The sequence below is a fragment of the Actinopolyspora sp. BKK2 genome (assembly GCF_011291845.1).
GTDB classification, from domain to species: domain Bacteria; phylum Actinomycetota; class Actinomycetes; order Mycobacteriales; family Pseudonocardiaceae; genus Actinopolyspora; species Actinopolyspora saharensis.
This window is the reverse complement of sequence record NZ_JAANTE010000014.1, coordinates 1-21522: the sequence shown is the minus strand read 5'-3', so window position 1 is coordinate 21522 and position 21522 is coordinate 1. Positions and strand designations below refer to the sequence as shown.

Annotated in this window: 22 protein-coding genes; 5 read left to right on the top strand and 17 right to left on the bottom strand. The window is 69.7% G+C overall.

The genetic code is table 11. The features are described 5' to 3' along the window. Positions 1-98 precede the first annotated feature (98 nt). Together G9Q41_RS20775 and G9Q41_RS20770 are read left to right on the top strand one after the other, a co-directional pair. Positions 99-1415 (top strand): DUF5931 domain-containing protein, encoded by a 1317-nt coding sequence (locus G9Q41_RS20775; protein WP_347567564.1) that lies wholly within the window; start codon positions 99-101, stop codon positions 1413-1415. Further along, complete coding sequence (locus G9Q41_RS20770) at positions 1412-2086, top strand: response regulator transcription factor (protein ID WP_092525151.1); 675 nt, start codon at positions 1412-1414, stop codon at positions 2084-2086. The genes G9Q41_RS20775 and G9Q41_RS20770 overlap by 4 nt, the downstream gene beginning before the upstream one ends. Positions 2087-2198: 112 nt before the next feature. Here the strand turns inward: G9Q41_RS20770 and ptsP are convergent, their stop codons facing one another. The 3 genes from ptsP to G9Q41_RS20755 form a co-directional block, all read right to left on the bottom strand. Further along, positions 2199-3836 carry a phosphoenolpyruvate--protein phosphotransferase gene (gene ptsP, locus G9Q41_RS20765; RefSeq protein WP_165633080.1) on the bottom strand — a complete coding sequence of 546 codons (1638 nt, stop codon included), beginning with the start codon at positions 3834-3836 and terminating at the stop codon, positions 2199-2201. An 853-nt stretch (positions 3837-4689) separates the two neighbouring features. Beyond that, positions 4690-5055: a glutaredoxin domain-containing protein gene (locus tag G9Q41_RS20760; protein ID WP_092525147.1), complete on the bottom strand. Its 366-nt coding sequence runs from the start codon at positions 5053-5055 to the stop codon at positions 4690-4692. Between the two features lie 184 nt (positions 5056-5239). Continuing rightward, positions 5240-7405, bottom strand: coding sequence for an MMPL family transporter (locus G9Q41_RS20755; protein WP_347567563.1), 2166 nt, complete (start codon positions 7403-7405; stop codon positions 5240-5242). Between the two features lie 122 nt (positions 7406-7527). Here G9Q41_RS20755 and G9Q41_RS20750 point away from each other — a divergent pair, with 122 nt between their 5' ends. Further along, on the top strand, positions 7528-8301 hold the full coding sequence (locus tag G9Q41_RS20750; RefSeq protein ID WP_165633079.1) for a TetR/AcrR family transcriptional regulator: 774 nt from the start codon (positions 7528-7530) through the stop codon (positions 8299-8301). A gap of 97 nt (positions 8302-8398) precedes the next feature. On the opposite strand, the gene G9Q41_RS20745 is transcribed toward G9Q41_RS20750, so the two are convergent. From G9Q41_RS20745 to G9Q41_RS20700, 10 genes are all read right to left on the bottom strand, one after another. After that, a complete protein-coding gene (locus tag G9Q41_RS20745; protein ID WP_165633078.1) occupies positions 8399-8713 on the bottom strand; it encodes a hypothetical protein in 315 nt (104 codons plus the stop codon). Between the two features lie 229 nt (positions 8714-8942). Beyond that, complete coding sequence (locus G9Q41_RS20740; RefSeq protein ID WP_092525143.1) at positions 8943-9605, bottom strand: response regulator transcription factor; 663 nt, start codon at positions 9603-9605, stop codon at positions 8943-8945. Next, positions 9602-11041, bottom strand: a complete 1440-nt coding sequence (locus tag G9Q41_RS20735) for a HAMP domain-containing sensor histidine kinase (protein WP_165633077.1) — start codon at positions 11039-11041, stop codon at positions 9602-9604. The genes G9Q41_RS20740 and G9Q41_RS20735 overlap by 4 nt, the downstream gene beginning before the upstream one ends. Beyond that, on the bottom strand, positions 11028-11333 hold the full coding sequence (locus tag G9Q41_RS20730; protein ID WP_092525139.1) for a hypothetical protein: 306 nt from the start codon (positions 11331-11333) through the stop codon (positions 11028-11030). The genes G9Q41_RS20735 and G9Q41_RS20730 overlap by 14 nt, the downstream gene beginning before the upstream one ends. 155 nt (positions 11334-11488) lie before the next feature. Further along, positions 11489-12313, bottom strand: a complete 825-nt coding sequence (locus G9Q41_RS20725; RefSeq protein WP_165633076.1) for an ESX secretion-associated protein EspG — start codon at positions 12311-12313, stop codon at positions 11489-11491. A 228-nt stretch (positions 12314-12541) separates the two neighbouring features. Beyond that, a complete protein-coding gene (locus tag G9Q41_RS20720; RefSeq protein ID WP_242687728.1) occupies positions 12542-13852 on the bottom strand; it encodes a hypothetical protein in 1311 nt (436 codons plus the stop codon). A 12-nt stretch (positions 13853-13864) separates the two neighbouring features. Then, the gene (locus tag G9Q41_RS20715; protein WP_165633075.1) at positions 13865-14488 is read right to left on the bottom strand and encodes a DUF3558 domain-containing protein; all 624 of its coding nucleotides are present in this window, start codon (positions 14486-14488) and stop codon (positions 13865-13867) included. Positions 14489-14493: 5 nt separating this feature from the next. Next, on the bottom strand, positions 14494-14826 hold the full coding sequence (locus G9Q41_RS20710) for a hypothetical protein (protein WP_165633074.1): 333 nt from the start codon (positions 14824-14826) through the stop codon (positions 14494-14496). Positions 14827-15065: 239 nt separating this feature from the next. Next, positions 15066-15221 carry a DUF397 domain-containing protein gene (locus G9Q41_RS20705; protein WP_165633073.1) on the bottom strand — a complete coding sequence of 52 codons (156 nt, stop codon included), beginning with the start codon at positions 15219-15221 and terminating at the stop codon, positions 15066-15068. Between the two features lie 88 nt (positions 15222-15309). Beyond that, positions 15310-15933: a DUF3558 domain-containing protein gene (locus G9Q41_RS20700; protein WP_242687730.1), complete on the bottom strand. Its 624-nt coding sequence runs from the start codon at positions 15931-15933 to the stop codon at positions 15310-15312. A gap of 124 nt (positions 15934-16057) precedes the next feature. Here G9Q41_RS20700 and G9Q41_RS20695 point away from each other — a divergent pair, with 124 nt between their 5' ends. Further along, the gene (locus G9Q41_RS20695; protein WP_165633071.1) at positions 16058-16195 is read left to right on the top strand and encodes a hypothetical protein; all 138 of its coding nucleotides are present in this window, start codon (positions 16058-16060) and stop codon (positions 16193-16195) included. A 134-nt stretch (positions 16196-16329) separates the two neighbouring features. Here G9Q41_RS20695 and G9Q41_RS20690 read toward each other — a convergent pair whose 3' ends face one another. Then, positions 16330-18291 carry an acyl-CoA dehydrogenase gene (locus G9Q41_RS20690; protein WP_165633070.1) on the bottom strand — a complete coding sequence of 654 codons (1962 nt, stop codon included), beginning with the start codon at positions 18289-18291 and terminating at the stop codon, positions 16330-16332. Between the two features lie 214 nt (positions 18292-18505). Here G9Q41_RS20690 and G9Q41_RS20685 point away from each other — a divergent pair, with 214 nt between their 5' ends. Next, entirely contained in the window at positions 18506-19408 is a 903-nt protein-coding gene (locus G9Q41_RS20685; RefSeq protein WP_165633069.1) for a TIGR03619 family F420-dependent LLM class oxidoreductase, read from the top strand. A 125-nt stretch (positions 19409-19533) separates the two neighbouring features. On the opposite strand, the gene G9Q41_RS20680 is transcribed toward G9Q41_RS20685, so the two are convergent. From G9Q41_RS20680 to G9Q41_RS20670, 3 genes are all read right to left on the bottom strand, one after another. Further along, a complete protein-coding gene (locus G9Q41_RS20680) occupies positions 19534-20031 on the bottom strand; it encodes a hypothetical protein (RefSeq protein WP_165633068.1) in 498 nt (165 codons plus the stop codon). A gap of 312 nt (positions 20032-20343) precedes the next feature. Continuing rightward, entirely contained in the window at positions 20344-20538 is a 195-nt protein-coding gene (locus G9Q41_RS20675) for a DUF397 domain-containing protein (RefSeq protein ID WP_092525121.1), read from the bottom strand. Beyond that, on the bottom strand, positions 20535-21386 hold the full coding sequence (locus tag G9Q41_RS20670; RefSeq protein ID WP_165633067.1) for a helix-turn-helix transcriptional regulator: 852 nt from the start codon (positions 21384-21386) through the stop codon (positions 20535-20537). Before G9Q41_RS20670 ends, G9Q41_RS20675 begins: the two co-directional genes overlap by 4 nt. Positions 21387-21522: the final 136 nt, after the last annotated feature.

Here is a 21522-nt window from a genome sequence, read left to right as displayed (position 1 = left end):
ACGAGTCCCGCGCCGGTGGAACGCACGGTTGAGCGCAACCGTCGAAGGGAGCGAGCCCTTGGCGAGTCAACCGGAAAGGACTTCCGAAGGTGGGCAGCGTGGGCAGTCGTCGAACGGACACGGGCGGGCCGACCGGTGAGTCGTCCCGGAAGGAGGAATCGGGGTTGTTACGGACGATCGTGGCACGCGGCACCCCGGAGACCGCTTCCGGGAACTCGGATTCCGCGGCGGGGGAGACGGTCACCGACGGACGGATCCCGCTGTGGAGGGCGCACAACGGGCTCCGCGTCATAGCGCTGCTCTACGCGCTCGTGTGGTTCGTGATCATGTTCCCCGCTTACGAGCGCCCCGCGCTCGCGGTGGTGGTCATGGCGGGGATGATCCTGTGGACCGGCTTCACGTTCTGGCGCTACAGCAAACCCTCCGGCCGGACCGACCTCCTCGTCGCGGTGGACCAGGTCGTGACCATGGCGCTGTTCGCGGCGTGCTACCTGGTGCTGACCGAGCAGCAGCTGGAAAGCGGCAGGCCAACCGTGGTCACCATCTGGCACGCCTCGATGGTCACGGTGGCCGCGGTGCAGTGGGGAACGTTCCGCGGCCTGCTCAGCGGTGCCGTCGCCGCTGCAGCCAACTTCGCCATGCGCGGCTACATCGACCCCAACATGTGGATGGACACGATCCTGCACGTGACCATAGGGCTGCTGCTCGGACTGGCCTCGGACACGGCGCGGATCTCCACGGAACGGCTGGCTCGTGCCCTGCGCACCGAGGCGGCCACGGCTGAGCGGGAGCGGCTGGCCCGCGACATCCACGACAGCGTGCTCCAGGTGCTCGCGCGGGTGCGCGGACGCGGGCGCGAGCTGGGCGGGGAGGCCGCCGAGCTCGCCGCGCTGGCGGGTGAGCAGGAGACGGCGCTGCGCGCGCTGGTCTCCACCGGTCCGGCCGAGACCTCGAACGGGAGCACGGACTTGGCAGCGCAGCTGAGGGCGCTCGACAGCGCCCGGGTCAACGTCTCCGTTCCCGCCACGAAGGTCGCCCTTCCCGCCGCCGACGCCTCGGCGCTGTTCTCCGCGGCCAGGGAAGCGCTGAACAACGTCGAGGAGCACGCCGGGGCGCAGGCCCAGGCCTGGCTGCTGCTGGAGGACCTCGGTGACGAGGTGGTGCTCAGCATCCGCGACGACGGCCCGGGCATCCCCGAGGGGCGGTTGGAGCGGGCCGCCTCCGAGGGCAGGATGGGTGTGGCCCAGTCGATCCGTGGCCGCGTGGAGAGTCTGGGTGGGACGATCACTTTGGACACGGCCGAGGGCGAGGGGACCGAGTGGGAGATCCACATCCCCCGCTCCGGAACGAAACGTGGCGATTCCGCGCACGACGGGGATCGGGCACGGGGGCAGCACGGAGGAGCGACGGCATGACTGGCTCGGAGACTTCGGTGATGGTGGTCGACGACCACCCGATCTGGCGGGACGGTGTCGCACGGGACCTCACCGAGCGCGGCTTCGAGGTGGGCGCGACCACGGGCGACGCCGTCTCGGCGCTGCGGATCGCGCGGACGGTGCGTCCCGACGTGGTGCTGATGGACCTCAACCTCGGCGACACCTCCGGGGTGGAGGCGACCAGGCAGATCACCCAGGAGATCTCGGGCACCCGGGTGCTGGTGCTCTCGGCCAGCGGGGAGCACGCCGACGTGCTGGAGGCGGTCAAGGCCGGGGCTTCCGGCTACCTGGTCAAGTCGGCTTCGGTGGAGGAGCTGGTGGACGCGGTGCGGCGCACCGCGGTCGGTGACGCCGTGTTCACGGCGGGGCTGGCCGGGCTGGTGCTCGGCGAGTACCGCAGGATGGCCGTCAGCCCCGACGACTCCGCTCCGCAGCCGCCGCAGCTCACCGACAGGGAGACCGACGTGCTGCGCCAGGTCGCCAAGGGGCTGACCGCGCGCCAGATCGCGAACAAGCTGGTGATCTCGCACCGCACCGTCGAGAACCACGTGCAGTCCACGCTGCGCAAGCTCCAGCTGCACAACCGCGTCGAGCTGGCCCGCTACGCGATCGAGCACGGACTCGACCAGGAGGGCCAGCAGGAGGACTGAACGGGGCCCTCGGCGTCGGATACGCCGGACGCACCGGCGGCACCGAGGACCCCGCGAGACCCCGCGGCGGGGTGCCCGAGGACCGGTTCCGCGGGGTCGTCGGGCTGCTCGTTCACTCCAGCGCGTCGCGGGCGGCGGCTCGTGCCCTGCCCGCGTCCGGGGCGGCCAGCGCCGCCTCGGCGGCCCGCTCGCAGTTCCGCAGCGACGTTCCGGCCAGTGCCGAGCCCACGGAGGGCACTGCCGTGGCGACCATGGACAGGCTGCTCGCGCCCAGCCCGACGAGCACGCGGCCCAGCAGCGGGTCGGCGGCGGCCTCCCCGCAGACCCCGACGGGCTTGTCCGCCGCGACCCCCGCCTTTCCGAGCGTTCCGATGAGTCGGAGCAGGGCGGGCTGCCAGGGGTCGTTCAACGCGGCGAGCGCGCCGAGCTGCCGGTCGGCCGCGAAGGTGTACTGGGCCAGGTCGTTCGTTCCGATGCTGACGAAGTCGACCTCCCGGAGCAGCTCCTCCGCGGCCAGGGCCACGGCGGGGACCTCGACCATGACCCCGGCACGGGCGATTCCGGCGGCTCTGGCCCGTTCGGCGAACCAGGCGGCCTCCTCGGCAGTGGCCACCATGGGGGCCATGACCGAGACCTCGGCCCCGGAGTCCCTGGCGGCCCCGGCGATGGCCTCCAGCTGGCGGTCCAGCACCTCCGGGCGGTCGAAGGCGATCCGCAGCCCGCGGACTCCGAGCGCCGGGTTCGGTTCGCTGCCGGTGTCGAGGAATCCGAGCGGTTTGTCGGCGCCCGCGTCCAGGGTGCGCACGATCACGGGTTTTCCTGCGAACGGTTCGAGGACCTCCGCGTACGCGGCGCGCTGGGTCGCCACGTCCGGCTCGTCCGCCACGGCCAGGTAGCAGAACTCGGTGCGGAACAGCCCCACGCCCTCGGCACCGGAGGCCACGGCGGCGGTGGCGTCGGTGGCCGCGCCGACGTTGGCGAGGACCTTGACGCGGTGCCCGTCCGAGGTGCTGCCGGTGCCGGTCCAGTTCTCCCCGCCGCCGCGTTCGGGGGCGCGCACCGCGATCCGCTCCTCGGACAGTTCCAGGGTTCCGGCGTCGCCGTCCACCTCGGTCGCGACGGCCGAGGTCGCGGCCAGCAGCCCGCGCACGGCGACCACGGCCGGTATCCCCAGGGAGCGGGCGAGGATGGCCGTGTGGCTGGTGGGGCCGCCTTCCTCGGTGACCAGGGCCAGCACCATCTCGGGGTCGAGGTCGGCGGTGTCGGCGGGGGCGAGGTCGCGGGCCAGCAGCACGCTCGGTTCCGTCAGGGGCGGAACGCCGGGGGGTTGCACGCCGAGCAGCTCGGCGATGATCCGGTCGCGCACGTCGTACACGTCGCGCACTCGTTCGGCCAGGTAGCCGCCGGTGGCGCGCAGCGACTCGGCGAACTCCTCGGCGGCTTCCAGCACGGCGCGCGGGGCGGGCAGCGAGTTCTGGCGGACGAGCTGTTCGGCGCGGGAGCTCAGCGACGGGTCCATGGCCATGGCCGCCGTGGTCTCCAGTACCGCTTTCGCGTCGCCCTCGACTCCCGCGGCGCGGGTGAACAGGCCGTTGGCCACGGTTTCGGCCGCCGGGCCGATCCGGGCCGCTTCGGCGTCGTGGTTCTCGACCGCCGGGGTGGCGATCGGTTCGGGCAGGGGTTCGGCCACCCGCACGAGGGGCCCGGCGGCCTGCCCGCCGCTGACGCCGACACCACTCAATCGCAACATGGTCTAGACCATACCTTTCGTTCCGGAGCCGCCGCGATGGCCAGCGCCCGCTTCGAAAACACCGTCGCACCACCGGAACCGAACGACAAGGCGCCCCACTGAAGGGTTCCTACTTCACTCGTCCGGAGCAGTGCTTCTCCGACAATAGGTAACTCATGAGTAGCCGCACGGATCCCGCTCCCCTGTTCCGACCAGCAGGGTGGAGGCATGACACGACGAAACGTGAGCACCCCCCAGGGCACTCCTCCGGAGCAACCGCGCGCCGCGATCCCGCGGATCGTGCTCGGCGAACCGGTCGACACCAGCGCGATACCTCCGGAACGGATCCCGGAGGCGGGCACCTGCACCGACTCGCGCGAAGAAGCCCCACCCCGAAGAACCCGGGCGAGACCGCCGACGCGGTCGTGCCGCCGGGCAGCACCGCGCTGGCCGCTCTCGGCTGGGGCGGCGCTCCACAGCGGGCTTCCCGGGGGGCTTCCCGGGGGTTCCCCGATGAATCCCCCGGTGGATTCCACAGTGGCCCGGGCACGCCGCGGGCGTGATCGGGTGAAGTTTTCACACGATCATCCTGTTGCGTGGCGGTGGTTTCCCGAATACACCCCCGATCGGGGGTCATTCGGAGCAAAACCGCATCCTTTTCGGGTTCTTACACGTCACACTGGGATGGTTGCTGCTCGTCGATATCGCGCCATCGACGATCGCAACCGCTGGGGTCGGTCGTAATGCCCCCCGTACGGCTGGCCCCAGCCCCAGAGCCTGCCTCCCGCACGACTCGCCTGCCGCGCGGTCGCCGCAGCAAAGGCCCGCACGGGATTCACGCTCCCCCTGCGGCCACCGCCGCGAGGTCGGGAGCTCAGGAATCGCCGCGCCGCAGCCCGAGGGCGCGCATCGTCCCGTCCACCAGCCCGGGCTCGCTGGCGGGCAGCGCGGCTGGAGCGTGCTCGGCTGCGGCCGCGCGCACCTCCTCGGCGGAGGGATTGACCCCCGACCACGAACCGACCACCACGGTGGGGACCGTCTCGTTGCCCGCGGCCAGCGAGCGCACGGTAGCGGCGGCCTGCCCGTCCTCCCAGATGTTGACCTCGTCGAAACTCACGCCGTGCTTGCGCAGACCGGCGCGCAAACTCGTGCAGAACGGGCAACCGGGACGGCTGTAGACCAGCACGCCCGCGTTCTCCTGCTCGGCAGCACCTTCCCGGTTGGGCTGCTCCTCGGCCATGGGGACACCTCCGACATCTCTCGCGCGCACAACGACCCACCCTGATGGTCCGCAAGCCCCGATGGTCCCCGAGGCGCGCGAACGTGCTCGTTCGGCGGGACCGCTCCGGCGGGTTCGGCGGACGACACGTCCCGCCACCCCGAGCATGCGCGCCACCTCCGCGCCCGGAAAACCCCGCCCGGGTTCAGCGCGGCACCCGCGGACGGTGCTGCTCGGAGTCGGTTCCGGGATCACCGCCGGAAGCGCCGGCTCGCCGCCTCCACCGCAGCCAGCTCGGCGCCCACCACGAGGCGTCGCCGAACAGCCGCAGCAGCGCCGGGACGAGGACCATCCGCACCACGGTGGCGTCCAGCACCAGGGCCACGATCATCCCCACGCCGATGAACCGCATCATCGTCACGCTGGAGAACGCGAAGGCACCCGTCACCACGATCAGCAGCAGGGCGGCCGCGGTGATCATCCTGCCCGTGCGGGCCAGCCCGTCCCGCACCGCATCCGGGGTCGCGGCGCCCTCCTCGCGCGCCTCGACCATCCTGGACAGCAGGAACACCTCGTAGTCGGTGGACAGCCCGAACACGACCGAGGCCATCAGCACCACGATGCCCACCGACAGCGGGGCCGGGGTCACGTTGAGCAGTCCCGCCCCGTGCCCGTCGACGAATATCCAGGTCAGCACGCCGAACGTTGCCGAAAGGCTCAGCACGCTGAGCACGACGGCCTTGATCGGCAGCACCACCGAGCCGAAGGCGAAGAACATCAGCACCAGCGTGGCCCCGACCAGCAGGGCCGCCACCCAGGGCAGCACGTCGACGGTGTCGCGCAGGCTGTCCAGGTTCAGCGCGGTCTTCCCCCCGACGAGCACCTCGCTGTCCGCGGGGGCGCTCAGCGAGCGGATCTCGTCCACCGCGTCGTTGGCGCGCTCGCCGAACGGTTCGCCGTTCAGCCCCGCTTCGAGCACGACCACGCCCTCCCCGCTGCCCGCGGGCCGGACCTCTCCGATGCCGGGCACCTCGGAGATCCGCTGCGCGTAGCGGTCCAGCTCGGGTTGAGCGGGCGGGGTTCGACCGCCGTCCACGACGATCCGGACGTTGTCGCCGCTCATCGCGGGGAATTCCGCGCGGAGCTTCTCGATGCCCTGCCGGGCCGGGTCGTCCTGCGGCAGCACGCGCTCGTCCGGGGTGCCGAACTTGGTCCCGAGGAAGGGCGCGCCGAGCAGCAGCAGGACGGCGATGATCGGCAACGCCGTGAGCAGCGGGCGTTTCATGACGGCCGCGGCGAAGCGGTACCAGCCGCGGGCGGGTGCGCTCCCGCTCTCCCGCCGCTTCCCGCGCCACGGCACCGCCAGCTTGTCCACGCGGTGCCCGAGCACGCCGAGCAGCGCGGGCAGCACGGTCAGCGAGATCACCGCGGCCAGCGCCACCGCGGACATCCCGCCGTAGGCCAGCGAGCGCAGGAAGCTCTGCGGGAAGAGCAGCAGGCTCGCCAGCGCGATCACCAGCAGGGTCGCGGAGAAGGCGACGGTGCGGCCCGCGGTGCTGACGCCGCGCCGGACCGCTTGCCCGGTCCCGGCGCCCGCGGCGAGCTCCTCGCGGAAGCGTCCGACCAGGAACAGGCCGTAGTCGATGGCCAGTCCGAGCCCGAGCAGGCTGGCGACGTTGACCGCGAAGGTATTGACCTCGGTCAGCAGCGAGATCAGGCGCAGCAGCCCCAGCGATCCGAACACGGCGGCTCCGCCGACCAGCACCGGTAGCGCGGCCGCGACCACCCCGCCGAAGATGATCACCAGCAGCACCAGCACCACGGGCAGCGAGACCGCCTCGGCCACGGCCAGGTCCTGCTTGGAGTGCTGGTTCATCGAGGCCTGCATCGGCACGTCCCCGGCCACGTGCGTCTCCGCGCCCGCGACGTCGAGCCGCCCCTCGATGCGTTCGTAGGAGGCAGTTTTGCCGCTTTCGTCCCCGGACAGGTCTATGGTGGCCAGCCCGACCGTTTTGTCGTCGTTCGCCAGGCTCGATTGGGGGGTGGACCAGTACGAGGTGATCCCGTCGACCGCGGAGTCGGGCAGCTCCGCGAGCTTGCTCCGGATCCGGTGGAACAGCTCCGGGTCGTCGATGGTCGCGCCGTCACCGACGTCGTAGAGCACGACCACGTCGCCACCGGTGGGGCCGAGGGCTTCCGCGGCGACCTCCTGGGCGCGAGCCGCTTCGCTGTTCGGGGACTCGTAGCCGCCCTGCCCGAGGCGGTCGAACACTCCGAGCCCCCAGATTCCACCGGCCACGACGAGCAGCAGCACCGTGATCAGCACGGGAAGTCGGTGTCGGTAGGCGAGGGATCCCCAGGAAGAGAACACGCGGACCTCCGGCGACGTGGTGCGGGCCGTACAGTGGCCACGGCCACCGATCCTGAGTTAACGGCGTTTACTTCGACCACTGTAACGGTGACAGCCGTTACAAGCACCCGATGGAGTGACCCATGAACGAAGTCACTCGGCGTGAGCAGTCCCGAGCCGCCACGGAGTCAGACATCCGCAGGCACGCGCGCGAGCTGCTGGTCCGGGAGGGGCAGGAAGCGGTGACCCTGCGCGCCATCGCGCGGGAGCTGGGCATCACGGCCCCGGCGCTGTACCGCTACTACGCCTCCCGCGAGGAGCTGCTCTCCCGGCTCCGCGAGGACATCTGCGGGGACCTGTCCGCGGAGCTCACCGCGAGCATGCCCGCCCAGGCGGAGGACCACCTGAACAAGGTTCTCGCCGTGTGCCGGGGGTTCCGGTGGTGGGCGCTGGCCCACCCGCGCGAGTTCGCCCTCGTGTTCGCCACCCCCGCGGCCAAGGCACCGCGCAAGCGGGCGAACGGCGAACGGCGCGGCGAGAACGGCACGACCCGCGGGCAGGAGACGCCCCGCCGCGACGAGCTGGGCAGCGTCTTCCTCAAGGTGGCCGGGCCGCTGATGGCCGAGGGGGTGGCCGAGTCACCCCCCGCGCACATCCCCGAGGAGCTGCGGGACGGGCTGGGCGACAGCAGGAGGGACCTGGCCGAGGCCTTCGCCAACGAGGGCATCGAGATGCCGCGGGAGGCGCTCAGCGCCGAGGCCGTCTACCTGCTGCTGCGCTGGTGGGCCCGGCTGTACGGGCAGGTGGCGCTGGAGGTGTTCGAGCAGTTCCCCTTCGACGTCAGCCAGGCGGGCAGGCTGTTCGAGTCGATGCTGGTCGAGCTGGCCCGGGAATCCGGGCTGACCTGCTCGGGCTGACCTGCTCGGGCTGACCTGACCGGGCCGGCCTGCTCGAGACGTTTCGACGCTGTCGGCCCGCCGGGGCGCTGTACACGCCTGCCCCGACGGGCCGGTGTCACACCGACTTGACAGCGGTCCGGAGCGGATCAGTCGTCGCGGCCGTCATCACGGTCATCCCGATCATCACGGTCATCCTGATCATTCCGGTCATCGTGGTCGTCTCGACGGTCGTCCCGGTCGTCCCGGTCGTCCCGGTCATCTCGGTCATCGTGGTCGTCTCGACGGTCGTCCCGGTCGTCCCGGTCGTCCCGGTCATCTCGGTCATCTCGGTCGTCTCGACGGTCGTCCCGGTCGTCCCGGTCGTCCCGGTCATCTCGGTCATCTCGGTCGTCTCGACGGTCGTCCCGGTCGTCGTCCCTGGTAACAGCACCGTTCTGCCCTCCGGAGGGCCGCGGTGCGTTCGAAGCGCCCTCAGCGGCGAGGGCCAACCCCGCACCACCGATTCCCAACGCGCTCGTCACCGCGGCCACGACCCAAATCCGCTTCTTGTTGCGCAAGGTCTTCCCCTTCTCTTCCGTGCTTGCGCCGACAACCACGAGACTCCGCCACGGACCTGACGAAGGGCTGAAACCGGGATGAAAGGGTCTTCACCCGGTTGGTCACTTCCCGAGCCGGTAGCCCATCCCGCGGACCGTTCCGATGCGCTCGGCCCCGATCTTGCGGCGCAGCGCCCGCACGTAGACGTCCACGATGTTCGATCCGGGATCGAAGTCGTACCCCCACACGTGCGAAAGGATCTGCTCCCGCGAGAGCACCTGACCTGGATGCCGCAGAAACAGCTCCAGCATCGCGAACTCGCGCGCCGTGAGATCCACCGTGGTGTCCGCGATCCGGGCGCGCCGGGAGCGCAGGTCCAGGGAGAGTTCCCCGTTGCTCAGCGCGGTCGTCTCGGCGGCGCCGTCCGAGGAGCGCAACCGCAGCCGGACCCGCGCGAGCAGCTCCTCGAACCGGAACGGCTTGGTCATGTAGTCATCGGCTCCACCTTCCAACCCCGCGACGGTGTCGTGCACCGTGTCCCTCGCGGTCAGGATGACCACGGGGATGTTGACGCGCTGGTCCCGCATCCTGCGCAGCACGACGAACCCGTCCTGGTCGGGCAGCCGGAGGTCGAGCACGACCAGGTCGAAGTCACCGGTGATCGCGTAGTGCAGCGCGCTCTGCCCGTCGCCGACCACCGTGGCGGCGAAACCGTTGGCGGAGAGCCCCTTCTCGATGAACCGCGCGATGCGGTCCTCGTCCTCGACGATCAGGATCTTGCTCATGAACAGGGCTCCTCACTGCGTTCGTCCGGGGTCGTAACGGGGATCTCGATCTCGAAAATCGCCCCGTCCTCCGAACGGACGCGCACCTGCCCGTTATGGGCCTCGGCGATGGCGCGCACTATGGACAGTCCGAGTCCGGCACCACCGCTGCGCTCGCTGCCGTGCGCGAAGCGCTCGAAGATCCGGGCGAGCTGTGTCCGCTCGATTCCGGGGCCGTTGTCGCTGACCCACAGCGTCAGCCTGCCCGCTTTCAGCGCGCAGCCCAGCCGTATCGCGGAGCCCTGCTCGGTGTGTTGGACGGCGTTCTGCGCCAGCTGAACCACGGCCTGGGTCAGCCGCTGCGGGTCCACGAGCACCTCCCCGTCGGCGATGTGCTCCAGGATCCAGCGCCGATCGCCCAGAGTTCGAACCTTGGCGTCGATGTCGCTGATCAGCTCGATCACTGAGGTCCGCTCCGGGGTGACGAAGTCGGGGCGGTCCACTTTGGCCAGAACCAGCAGGTCCTCCACCAGTCGACCCATCCGGTCCAGCTCGTCGGTGCACAGCCGGACCACCTCCTCGCGCTCCTCGGGGTCCGGACCGAGCAGCTCCAGGTTGCCGCGCAGAATCGTGATCGGGGTACGCAGCTCGTGGCTGGCGTCGTCGACGAACTCCCGCTGGGCGGCGAACGCCTCCTGCAGGCGATCCAGCATCCCGTTGAACTGCTCGGCCAGCGCGGCGATGTCGTCACGCCCCTCGACGGGGATGCGCTGCGTCAGGTCCCGTTCACCCAGCTCGGCCGCGAGTCGACGCACCTGGCGCACCGGGGCGAGGATCGCCCCAGCGACAAGCCAGGCCGCCACGGCGGCCAGCACGACTCCGATGCCGCTGACCAGCACCAGCGTCCGGACTACCCGGTTGACCTGCGCGGTGTCCTCGCTGGTGAACCTGGCGACGACGAACCAGGCCCGCTGTTGTCCACCGGTCAGGGCACGTACCCGTGCCCAGCGCATCGGGCCGGCTTCGGTTCGCTCCGTTCCGAAGCTCGCGGTACTCGTGGTGATCCGCCGCAACAGCGCCGGGTCCCCCACGATGCGTTTGATCCCGCCGTCCTGGGCCTGAGGAAGCGCTCGCGGACCGTCCTGTCCCCGCCACACCCCGATCAGCGCTTCCGAGGCGTCCGGGTACTGGTTGCTCAGATAGGCCCGGAACAGCTTCTCCGGATCGGTAGACGAGCCCGCCGCGGCGCCGCCCTCAGCGGCGAACCTGGCGAACTCGCCGACCTCCTGCTCCAGGGAGGTCGTCACCCGTTCGGTGGCCCGGTTGTGCAGGTGCTGGCGCACCAGCAGCACAACGGTGCCGAGCACCACCACGAGCACCAGCAGCAGCCACGCCATGATCCGTACCCGGGCGGGCATGCGGGGGCCGCGGCGGCGTGTCGACTCACTCCTCGTCATCGTCGCGATCGTCGTCGGGGACGGGTGGGCCGAGCTCGTCCTCGTCGCCGCGTTCATCGTCCTCCGGCGGGGGCGGTGGCCGCGAGGCAGGTCCCGAGGTCGGTCGGGTGCTCGGGGATTTCGAGGAGTTCGGGGGGGACGACGGTGCTTCCGTGGAGGTGTGGACGACGCGGACCCGTTCCGGCACCTCGGGCTGCCTGGGCGAACTGCTCAGCGCGTAGACGCCGAGCACGGCCGCGGCGGGCAGCACGAGGGCCGCAACCAGCAGGGCGGTCCGCGATGTCGATCTCATGTTTCACCACTCTGGACCGGTGCGGGCGGGGATGGGATGAAACGGAGATGAAAGTCCTTTAATCCCAGTTGAGTGGCTCCGGCTGGTGAACGCCCCACCGGACCGGGACCGCTCGGTTCCGCGGCTCGGCGCCCCGCCTCGCTCGGTCGCGGTGCCTACCGCTGCAGGGAGGCGCGCAGCTGCTGGATCATCTCGTCGATCTTGGCCGCGATCTTGCGCCCGTCCGCGGGGGCCATGGTGTACCACTCGCGGCCGTCGCCTCCGGGCTTGCGCTGGGTCATGTAGGAGCCGTCCGCGGTGGTGAACACCTGCAGGCCGAACGGCAGCGCGTGCGTCCGGCGGACCCGCTGGTCGAAGAGGCGGACGGTGATCAGGGCTTCCATGCGGCGTTCCGCGCTGATCGCCTTGGCGAGCACCTGGGCGTCGTCCCTGCGCACCCCTGCGGCGGACAGGGCGGTCAGCGCGCTGCCGCTCGGGTCGGCCGACATGCGGTCGCCCGCGTGCTGCAGCAGTTCCGTGGGCAGGCTGGCCGAGCCGCCGGGGGCGAGTTTGAGCTCGCCGAGCAGGTTGACCGCGTTGCCGGTCACCCCGCCCTGGTCGTGCCGGGCGAGCACGATGTCGTGCAGTGTCTCGTCGTCCTCCCCGTCGACCTGGTAGGCCTGGAAGGTGTTGCGCCCCTGCTCGACCAGCACGGCGTTGAAGTTCTCGCGCCTGCGGTCGAGCACCGCGATCCCGAGCGCCAGCGGTGGGTGCGCCAGCAGGTGCCAGGCGTCGTCCAGGAAGGGGTGCACCTCGTCGGTGTCGATCATCCCCTGCTGTTGGAGTTCGCGTCGCCCCTGGTCACTGGCTTCGCGTCGCTGCTGCTCGTCCGGCTCGCCGGGCAGTGTCCCGATGCGCAGCATCGGGTGCGGGCGCATGTCGTAGCGCTCGCACAGGTAGGCCGCTGCCACCGGGCTGATCGAGATCTGGTTGCGCGCCATCACTTTCCACTTTTTCCGCTCGTTCCTGCCACGCGTCGTCCCCGCCGCGAGGACGGCGAGCGGCCGTGCCGCGGGGGAGTGCCCGACCGCTCGCGGTGCCGGTGATCGGCACCGCTTCGTCCGGTGTCGTCCGCTCCGGCCGCCCGAAGCAGTCCTTCGGCGCGACGGCGCCGGAGCATCCGCCCCGGCAACTCGCACCGCCGCGCGGACCGAGCCGACGTCCTCACGTCAGTTGCCCTGCTCGTAGGGGGTTTCGCCGATGACGGGCGGGGCGACGCGTTGCATGTCGTTGGTGAACACGTCCTCGGTTTCCATCAGCCAGCTGGGACGCTCGTGCTCCTCTTCCTCGCCGCCCTGCTGGGCTCCGCCCGCGCCGCCCGCGCCGCGCATCATGCCGTTGCCGCGACCGCCGCCGGAGGCTCCGCCGCCTGCCGTGGTGGGGGTGGTGCCGCTGCCCTTGGGGCCGAAGGAGCCGGTGCCGGAGCGTCCGCCGGGGGCCAGTTCCGAGCTACCGCTGCCGCGGGGGCCGAAGCCGCCGCCCGCGCGTCCGCCCGCGCTCGCGCCGCCGCGCGGGGCCGCGCCTCCGCCGCGAGCACCGCCACCCGAGGCCGCGCCTCCCGGAGGGCCTTGCGGGGCTGGGGCCCAGCGCCCGTTGTAGGGGTTCTGCCGCTGCCAGCTGCCGTCGGGGCCCTGGCGGTAGAGGGTGCCGTCCGGGCCGCGCACCGTTCCCGGCGGGGTGGACCAGGCGGAGCCGGTTCCGGCCGGGCTCGCTGCCGCGTTCGATCCGGAGGAGGCGTAGGAGCCAGCCGCGCCCGCGCCGGCACCCGCTCCGGCGCCGCTCGGGGCGGAGGCCCAGGCCGAGCTGGTTCCGGCCGAGCCGGAGCCGCTGCCGTAGGAGGTGCCGTCCATGATCTCGCCTGCGCCCTGACCGTAGTCGCCCTGGTCACTGCCGGTGCGGCCGGAGTCGTCCGGCGGTTTGAACTCGGGAACCGCCTGAGTGGTGTTGGCGGTCTGCGAGTTGTAGCGGCTCATCGCCTGCTCGGCCTCGTCGTTGGTGGCCTGGAAGCGCGCCTGCTTCTCCTCGTAGTGGCTGCTCCAGCCGAAGCCGGGGATGTTGTCCACGCCGTTGCGCTCGGCCCAGTTCTTCTCGGGCGGCTCCATCTGCGTCGGGCGCCCGTCCGAGAGCTTGCTCCCCTTTGCGGGCAGGGAGTTGAAGGTCTCGTGCTGGTTCTGGTTCTGCTCGGTCAGCTTGCCGCTGACGTCCTCAGCCGTCTTCGCGGCGTTCTCGGCGATCGGCTTGATCTCGGCGATCGACGCGTTGGCGGCCTCGGCGGCCCGGCCGGTGTGGGACTCCTCCGCCTTCTTCAGCGCGGTTTCGATCTCGTCCATCAGGTCCCGGAACACGCCCGCCGAGTTGCGCACCTGCTCAGCGCCCTTTTTGAGCGGAGAAGGCAGGCTCGCCGCGTCGGAAGAACCGGCCATGTTCGCGCGGAGCTGCAGCGCCTGGCTTATGTAGCACATCTGCGGAACGGAAGACATTTCCCCCACCTCTCACTTCGCCGCCGGCCACGACGACACCGACAGCTTCAGCGCCTTCTTCGCCCGAACGCACGGGTCGACCTTGCCCGTGTCCTCGGCATTGAGACTCGAAAAAGACTGAACAACCTGATCCTGTTTGGACGCCAGGAATATTCCACAGCTTCCCGCGCTCATCGGATCACCCTTGTTGGCCCGCACAGCTGGGTATCCTGCAATTGTCATCTTCTCGAAATCGTAGAAGGAATCAGGATTGTCGTAGTACTGCTGGATCGACCGCCCGTCGGACACCGCGAACGAGTTCTTGGTCGCACCACCGTCCGGACTCTCCCAGTAGCAGGCATCAGATGCCTCAGGATTGGTCATGCTGGACTTCTTTTCACCCTCAGTCTTGAGCCCGAGCTGCGAAGCAGCCTCAGCAGGCAACAGACTGCACACATCCGCAGCAGCAGCATCCTTCGGATTGGCGATCTCCACCCCCGAAGAGCCCTGCGAACCGGACGCGTCCGCCGACCGACTCCCACTCGACGGCGAACCAGAGTCAGCCCCGGAGCCACCGGAGCACGCAGCCAGCACGACGCTCAACACCACACCACCCACGACGGTGGCACTGCGACGGAATCCGCTGCTGAAGGTCATGACGGTCAGCTCTGCCTTTCGGTGTTCCGGGTGGCGGCGTCCGCGTTGTCCTCGGCCTTCTCGTACTCCCCCAGGACCGCTTTGTACGAGTCGATCTTCTCCTGAAGCTTTTTCCCTATATCGCTCGCCGCGAACCACAGCGACCCCTCAGGTCCGCTAATGCGCTGTTTGAATACCTCACGTGCCTGGCCAGTGGTCTCGTCCTTGGCCGTGAGCTCGCCGGGGACCATATTGTTCGCCTCACGAGCGAGCTGCTGCGCCTTGTCGCGAGCGTCTTCGAGCTGCTCGATGGCCTTGCTCAGGCCCTCCTTGTCGACCTGGAACCCGCCCTGGGTCACGCCGTACCTCCCCCACGAAGGTTGTGGTCCGAAACCGAGCCACATCCTGCCCGATCACCACACCCGGCGTCAGCGGAATCGGCTCGTCAGCACTATGACGATCGACACCCTAACGTGGTGCCCATACCGCACTTCGATCACTCGAACGGAGCAATCATCAGCTCACCCTGGGCACACCGCGCACATGTCCCTCACGAACGGGCGTGGCCACCCTCCCTGAGCCGGTCCACGAAGGACGATCACACTTCCGGCACCAGCACCAACGTGCCGCCGCTCCGGTCCTTGGTGTCCCGCACGCCGACCGCCTCGGCGGTCAACGCGACCTCGACGCAGTGCGCGTCGTTGGCGCTGCAACTGGACACGTGCCACACATCCGGCAGGAGCTCCCTGGTCATGAGTCGACCGTAGCTGCGCGGAACAACCCCCTCGGAAGACTTACATTGCCTCCCGACAAACCTCGCAACTCACCCGAGCCCTCAAGCCTCACTCCGCCGCGGGCCACGACGAGACCGAAAGCTTCAACGCCTTCTTCGACAAATCACAAGGATTGACTTTCCCAACATCCCTAGCTGGAATAGTTGAGAACGATTTAACCACCTGATTCTTCTTGGTGGCCAAGAATACAGCGCAACTACCTCCAGTCATCGGATCATCCTTGTTTGCCCTGACAGCAGGATTTCCCGATATCTCAAATCCCTCGAAGTCGCTGTACGAAGACTTGTTGTCGAAGTATGTCTGAATTGAACGGTCTCCCACAACACTCAGAGATACAGAAGTTCCTATGCTCTCAGCAGTAGACCATTCACATGAATCTGGCAAGCTTGGACCAAGACCATTGGACTGCTTCTCTCCTTCGTTCTGCAGTCCGAGAGAAGAAGCAGCTTGCTCGGGGAGCAAGCTGCAAACATCCACAGCCGCAGCTTCCTTCGGATTGGCGATGTCCACCCCCGAAGAACCCTGCGAACCGGACGCATCCGCCGACCGGCTCTGACTCGACGGCGCCCCGGAGTCAGCCCCGGAACCTCCGGAGCACGCCGCCAGCACGACGCTCAGCACCAAGCCACTCACGGCAGCGGCGCCACGCCGCACCCCACTGCTGCTCCCCATGATCACCTTCCGGCGGCTTCGAAGAACGACGTCCACACTGCTCACGATCTCAGCCACGAGCCGACAGCGAGCAGCACAGTGGACAAACAGCCGCGTTCCTCACGCGCGGTCGCAGCCGCCGTCCTTGAGCCGGTCCACGAAGTCCCCCCACGTCCCCAGCCTCGCCGAACAGGACCTCGCCGCCCTGCTCGGCATCGCCGCCCACCCGGACAGCTACGCCCCGGAACCCGGACACATCGGCCGCCACCGCCTCGGTTGGTGAACGACCGCCGGAAGCTCGGCTGTCGCGGCGGTCGAGTGATGGTCGAGTGGCGGTGCGAGAGCACCCGGGCACTTTCGAACGTTTCGCGCGGAACGTGCCCGGCGCGGCCCGCGGGAACCGCGCCGGGCACCACCTCACCGCGTGCCCGGCTGCTCCCCGGTGGCGATGGGCGCGGTCAACCACTGGCGCGGAACGCCGAACGCCTCGACCAGCTCGACGGCGTGCGGACGCAGCTGCGCGCACAGCGCGTTGACCGCCTCGGTCACCGACTTCGCCCTGCTCGCGCTGATCCGCTCGTGCTCCAGGAACCAGCCCCGGTCCTCCTCGATGTTGGACAGCACGTACAGGTCGCACAGCCGCTCCAGCACCCCGGCCGAGGCCGGATCGGTGCAGCGGTCGATCCCCGCGACGAAGGCCTCCAGCACCACCCGGTCGATGTGCACCCGCGCGGCCCGCAGCACGTGGTCCTGCGCGTCGTTGAACACCTCGAACGGGTCCGCATCGCCGGTACCGGCCCTGCGCATCCTGCGGGTCAGCCCGTCGAGCACGTGCTGCTCGCGCTCCTCGAACATCCGCAGCTGCCAGCCCCGGTTGAACAGCACGTCCTCCTCGTCCCGGTTCGGAGCCGCGTCCACCAGCCGCTGGATCAGCGACCGCGCCGCGGTGCGCTCCACGACGGTGCCCACGAACTGGTCCGCCACGTAGCGGGCCATCCCGAACGTGCCCAGCTCCTCGAACCGGTCGCGGTAGTTCGTCAGCAGCCCCTTGGCCACCAGCTGGAGCAGCACCGTGTTGTCCCCCTCGAAGGTGGTGAACACGTCGGTGTCCGCCTTCAGCGTGGAAAGCTGGTTCTCCTCCAGGTACCCGGCCCCGCCGCAGGCCTCGCGGCACGCCTGGACGGTGCGGGTGGCGTGCCAGGTGGTCACCGCCTTCAACCCGGCCGCGCGGGACTCCAGCTCGCGCTGCGCCCGCCCGTCCGAGTCGCTGTCCGGGTTGGTGTGCAGCTCGTGCAGCGTGTTGACCAGCTCCTCCTGCGCGAAGTGCAGCGCGTAGGAGGTGGCCAGCGCCGGCAGCAGCTTGCGCTGGTGCCCGCGGTAGTCCAGCACCGGGGTTTCCGCGCCGGTGCTCGGGTTCTCGAACTGGCGCCGCACGTCGCCGTAGCGCAGCGCGATCTCCAGGGCCAGCTTGGTGGCCGCGCCGGCCGTTCCCGCCACCGACACCCGGCCGGTGATCAACGTGCCCAGCATGGTGAAGAAGCGCTTGTTCACCCCGTCGATCGGGCTGGTGTAGGTGCCGTCGGCGGAGACGTCGCCGTAGCGGTTCAGCAGCGCCTCGCGCGGAACCCGCACCCGGTCGAAGACGATCCGCCCGTTGTCCACCCCGTTGAGCCCGGCCTTGCGCCCGCAGTCCGAGATGCTCACCCCGGGCATCGGCTCGCCGTCCTCGTCGCGGATCGGCACCAGCAGCGCGTGCACCCCGTGCCCCTCCGCGGAGCCGTCCGCGTTCGGGGTGCGCAGCTGGGCGAAGACCACTGCCGCGCGCCCGTCCCGGGCCGCGTTGCCGATGTAGTCCTTGCGCGCGGACTCGTCCGGGGTGTGCACCACGAACTCGCCCGCCTCCGGGTCGTAGGTCGCCGTGGTGCCCAGGTTCTGCACGTCCGAACCGTGACCGGTCTCGGTCATCGCGAAGCAACCGGGCAGCGACAGGTCCATGATGGACCGCAGGTAGCGGTCGTGGTGGTGCTCGGTGCCCAGCGCGGTCACCGCGCCACCGAACAGTCCCCACTGGACGCCCGCCTTGACCATCAGCGAGAGGTTGCCCGCCAGCATCTCCATCGACACCACGGAACCGCCGCGATCGCCCCCACCTCCGTGCGAGGTGGGGAAACCGAGCGAGGTGATCTCGCTGCCCGCCAGTCTGCCCAGCTGCTCGCGGGTGCGGGCGCGGTGGGACTCGGTGTCCAGCCCCTCGCCGGGAGGCAGCGGCTCGTCCTCCAGCACCTTCCGAACCCGCTGTCGAACCCCGCCCCAGCGGCCGTCCAACCAGCCGCGCAACTCGCCCGCGTCGAAATCACCGGGGACCTTCGGAACCCGCATACGTCCTCCAGACCACTCGACCGGCGTCCGGACGAACCTCCGGACGCCTCCACGAGGACCAGTCTGCCGCTCGAGCGCGCTTCCCGCCGTCGCCGGGCGAACCTCGGACGAGCGTCACACCTCTCCGGAGCGGATCGGGCGAAGCGGGCACCGCGCCCGCGCCGCTCCCGTAGTCTCGGACGCGATCACCCCGACACGAACAGGAGCCGAGCACATGCGCTTCGGAGTGAATATCCTCAACTTCGGGGCGGAAACCGACCCGGATTCCCTGCTGAGCTGGGCCGGATTCGCCGAGGAACGCGGACTGCACTCCGCGATGATCTCCGACCACCTGGCCGTTACCCCCGACGTGGCCGAGCACTACCCGGCACCCTTCTACGACCCGTTCACCACCCTGGCCTGGCTGGCGGGCCGCACCGAACGGATCGAGCTCGGCACCACCGTCGCGGTCCTGCCGTATCGGCACCCGCTGCACACCGCCCGCATCGCGGCCAACATCGACCGCTTCAGCGGCGGCAGGCTCGTGCTCGGCGTCGGGGTCAGCTGGCCCCGTCAGGAGTTCGCCGCGCTCGGAGTGCCCTTCCACCGGCGCGGGGCGATGGCCGACGAGTACCTGGACGTCATCCGCAGGGCCTGGACCGAGGAGAAGTTCTCCTTCGAGGGCGAGTTCGTCTCCTTCACCGACGTGGCCACCGGCCCGCTGCCGACGCGCAGGCCACCGATCTGGGTGGGCGGGCACAGCGAGGCCGCGCTGCGCCGCGCCGTGCGGGTCGGGGACGCGTGGCACCCGGTCAACCAGCGGATGGAGTGGCTGCGCGCGGAAGGCGTTCCCGCGCTGCACCGGATCGCCGCCGAGCAGCACCGCCCGGTCCCGGAGTTCGCCCCGCGCATCCAGCTGCGCACCAGCGAGAGCCCGCTCGACGAGGAGAGCAGGCTGGCCGGTCAGGGCACCCTCGATCAGATCCGGCGCGACCTCGACGGGCTGGCCGAGCTCGGCGCCACCCACGTGCTGCTCGACACCTACGGCGGCGTGCCGAGCGAGCACCGGCCGGTGGCGGAGGACCTGGCCGTGCTCGACGCGGTCGTCGAGAAGGTGCTGCCGGAGCACCTCGACTGACCGGCCGGGTTCGGTCGCCGTGCGGACCTCGCCGAGACGCGACGTCCCGGTGAAGTCGAGGGCGCTGCCGGAGGGGTCGTGCCGCCCCGGCGCTCCGGGACGGCACGACGAGCCTGCGAGCTGCGTCAGCCCCTGCCGTAGTAGGGGATCTCGCAGTTGACGACCTTGTCGTCGAGGTCGGCGTTGTACCGGTCGACGCCGGGGCCGCAGTCGACCACGTCGGCCTCGTCGTCGGAGCCGACCTCGTCGGACATCACGGTGTCGTCGCCGGCGCCGGCGTAGAGGTAGTCGCCGCCCTGTCCACCGTGGAGGAAGTCGTCCCCGGAACCGCCCCGGATGACGTCCATGCCGGAGTTGCCGAAGAGGCTGTCGTGGGCGGCCTTGCCGAAGATGACGTCGTAGCCGCCACGTCCCTTGATCACGTCCTCACCCGACGTGCCGTGCAGCCCGTCCGGCCCGGCGGTTCCTTCCACGTGGTTCTGCTCGTCCGCCGCCGTCGAGAGGGTAGGCTGGTCCTGGGCAGGCGCGGCCGCGGCCAACGGCGCGCCGACCACCAGAGCAGCCGCGGCGATTCCGGTGCCAACCAGTCCGGTCAGGCCGGTTCTCGTGCGAGTGGTGCGCAAAGCGGTTCGCTCCTTTCGGCCGTGCGATCGGCTCTCCGCTAGCCCCGGGACCGATCGCACGGTTCGTCGCTTTCCGTATTTCACCCCCGGTGACGCACGAGATCCGGAGCGGGTTGAGCCGAGATCGAAAAAAAGCTCGCGAAACGGGCGCGATCGACCGTCGCCACCTCGCGCGAGAAGCCCGCACGAAACCGGCACGGTCCACCCCGGCTTTCCCTCCAGAGTGGATCGTGCCAGTTTTGCCTAAAACTGGAATCACCACACCGGGTGAGTCCAGCAGGCCTCAAGTGGACTCGCTAGGCCGAGCCGCGCTCAGCCGAACCGGTCGGCCTTGAGTGCGGCCACGAACGCCCGCCACTGCGGACCGGACACCGCGAAGTACCCAGCCGCACGATCCTTGGTGTCCCGCACGGCCGCACCCTCGGCAGTACGACCGACCTCGACGCAGTTCGTCTGCGTGCTGCTCCGACTCGATTTACGCCAGTGGGTTGGTGCTGCTGTGGTCATGTCGTCGTCTCCAGCTCAGTAATGACGTTGGCGATGAGCGCGGTGGAATCCGCTGGTGTCATCGCAACCTGCTTCACCTTATCCACGGCGCTTCGGTACGCGTCCACATCGGCCGATTCGTGGAAGAACAGGGCTGCTCTGCGGTTTTCGAGGTGAACTATCGGGGTGTCGTTGTCGAAGTCGATCAGCACGAAGGGCCCCTCGAGAGCAGGGGTCCATCCTGCGGAGGCGGGAACAACGCGCAGATCGACGTTGGGCATCTCGGCAACGTTCAGCAGATGATTCAGCTGGTCGACCACGGTTTCTCTGCCACCGATCTGCTGCCTGATCGCCGCTTCACCGACCAAGGCGAGCAACTGCGCCGGGTTGCGGCGGGTCAAGGTTTCTCGACGTCCCACGCGCACGGCCACACGAGTCTCTACCTCGGACGGCGGAACCTCACCCGCGATCATGATTGCTCGGGCGTAGTCGGCCGTCTGCAGCAGTCCGGGAATCAGCAGCGGAGACACATCGGTGATGTGGCTGGAATCGCGCTCGAACTCGAGCAGTGCCGCCATCTGGCGCTCGCGATCGCCGCTCTGTACCGACAGCCACTGAGGATCGTTGGTGCCGCGCGCCATCTCCAGCAACTCGGAGCGGTCGGCGCTGCTGGCTCCGGTGACGGCGAGTACGGACGCGACGTCTTCAGTCTCCGGCGAACGCGCTCCCGTCTCCCACCGAGAGATCGCGCTGTGCGACAGACCGAGTTGATCCGCAAGCCCTCGCACGGTGTATCCAGCCGCCTTGCGGGCTTCCTTGAGTCGTGCCCCAAGCGCTTTGGCTTTCGGCGTTCCATTGGTGCCAGCCATGCACCACATCCTAGTAGGGCTTTGTTAAGTGGGTAATCGTTGCTGGTCAGGGAAGTTCCAGCTGGCTGGCGGGGGTTGGTGGCAGGTGGGGCAAGCGCCGGTCCAGACCGCCAGCAGGGTCTGCAGATGTTTCAGG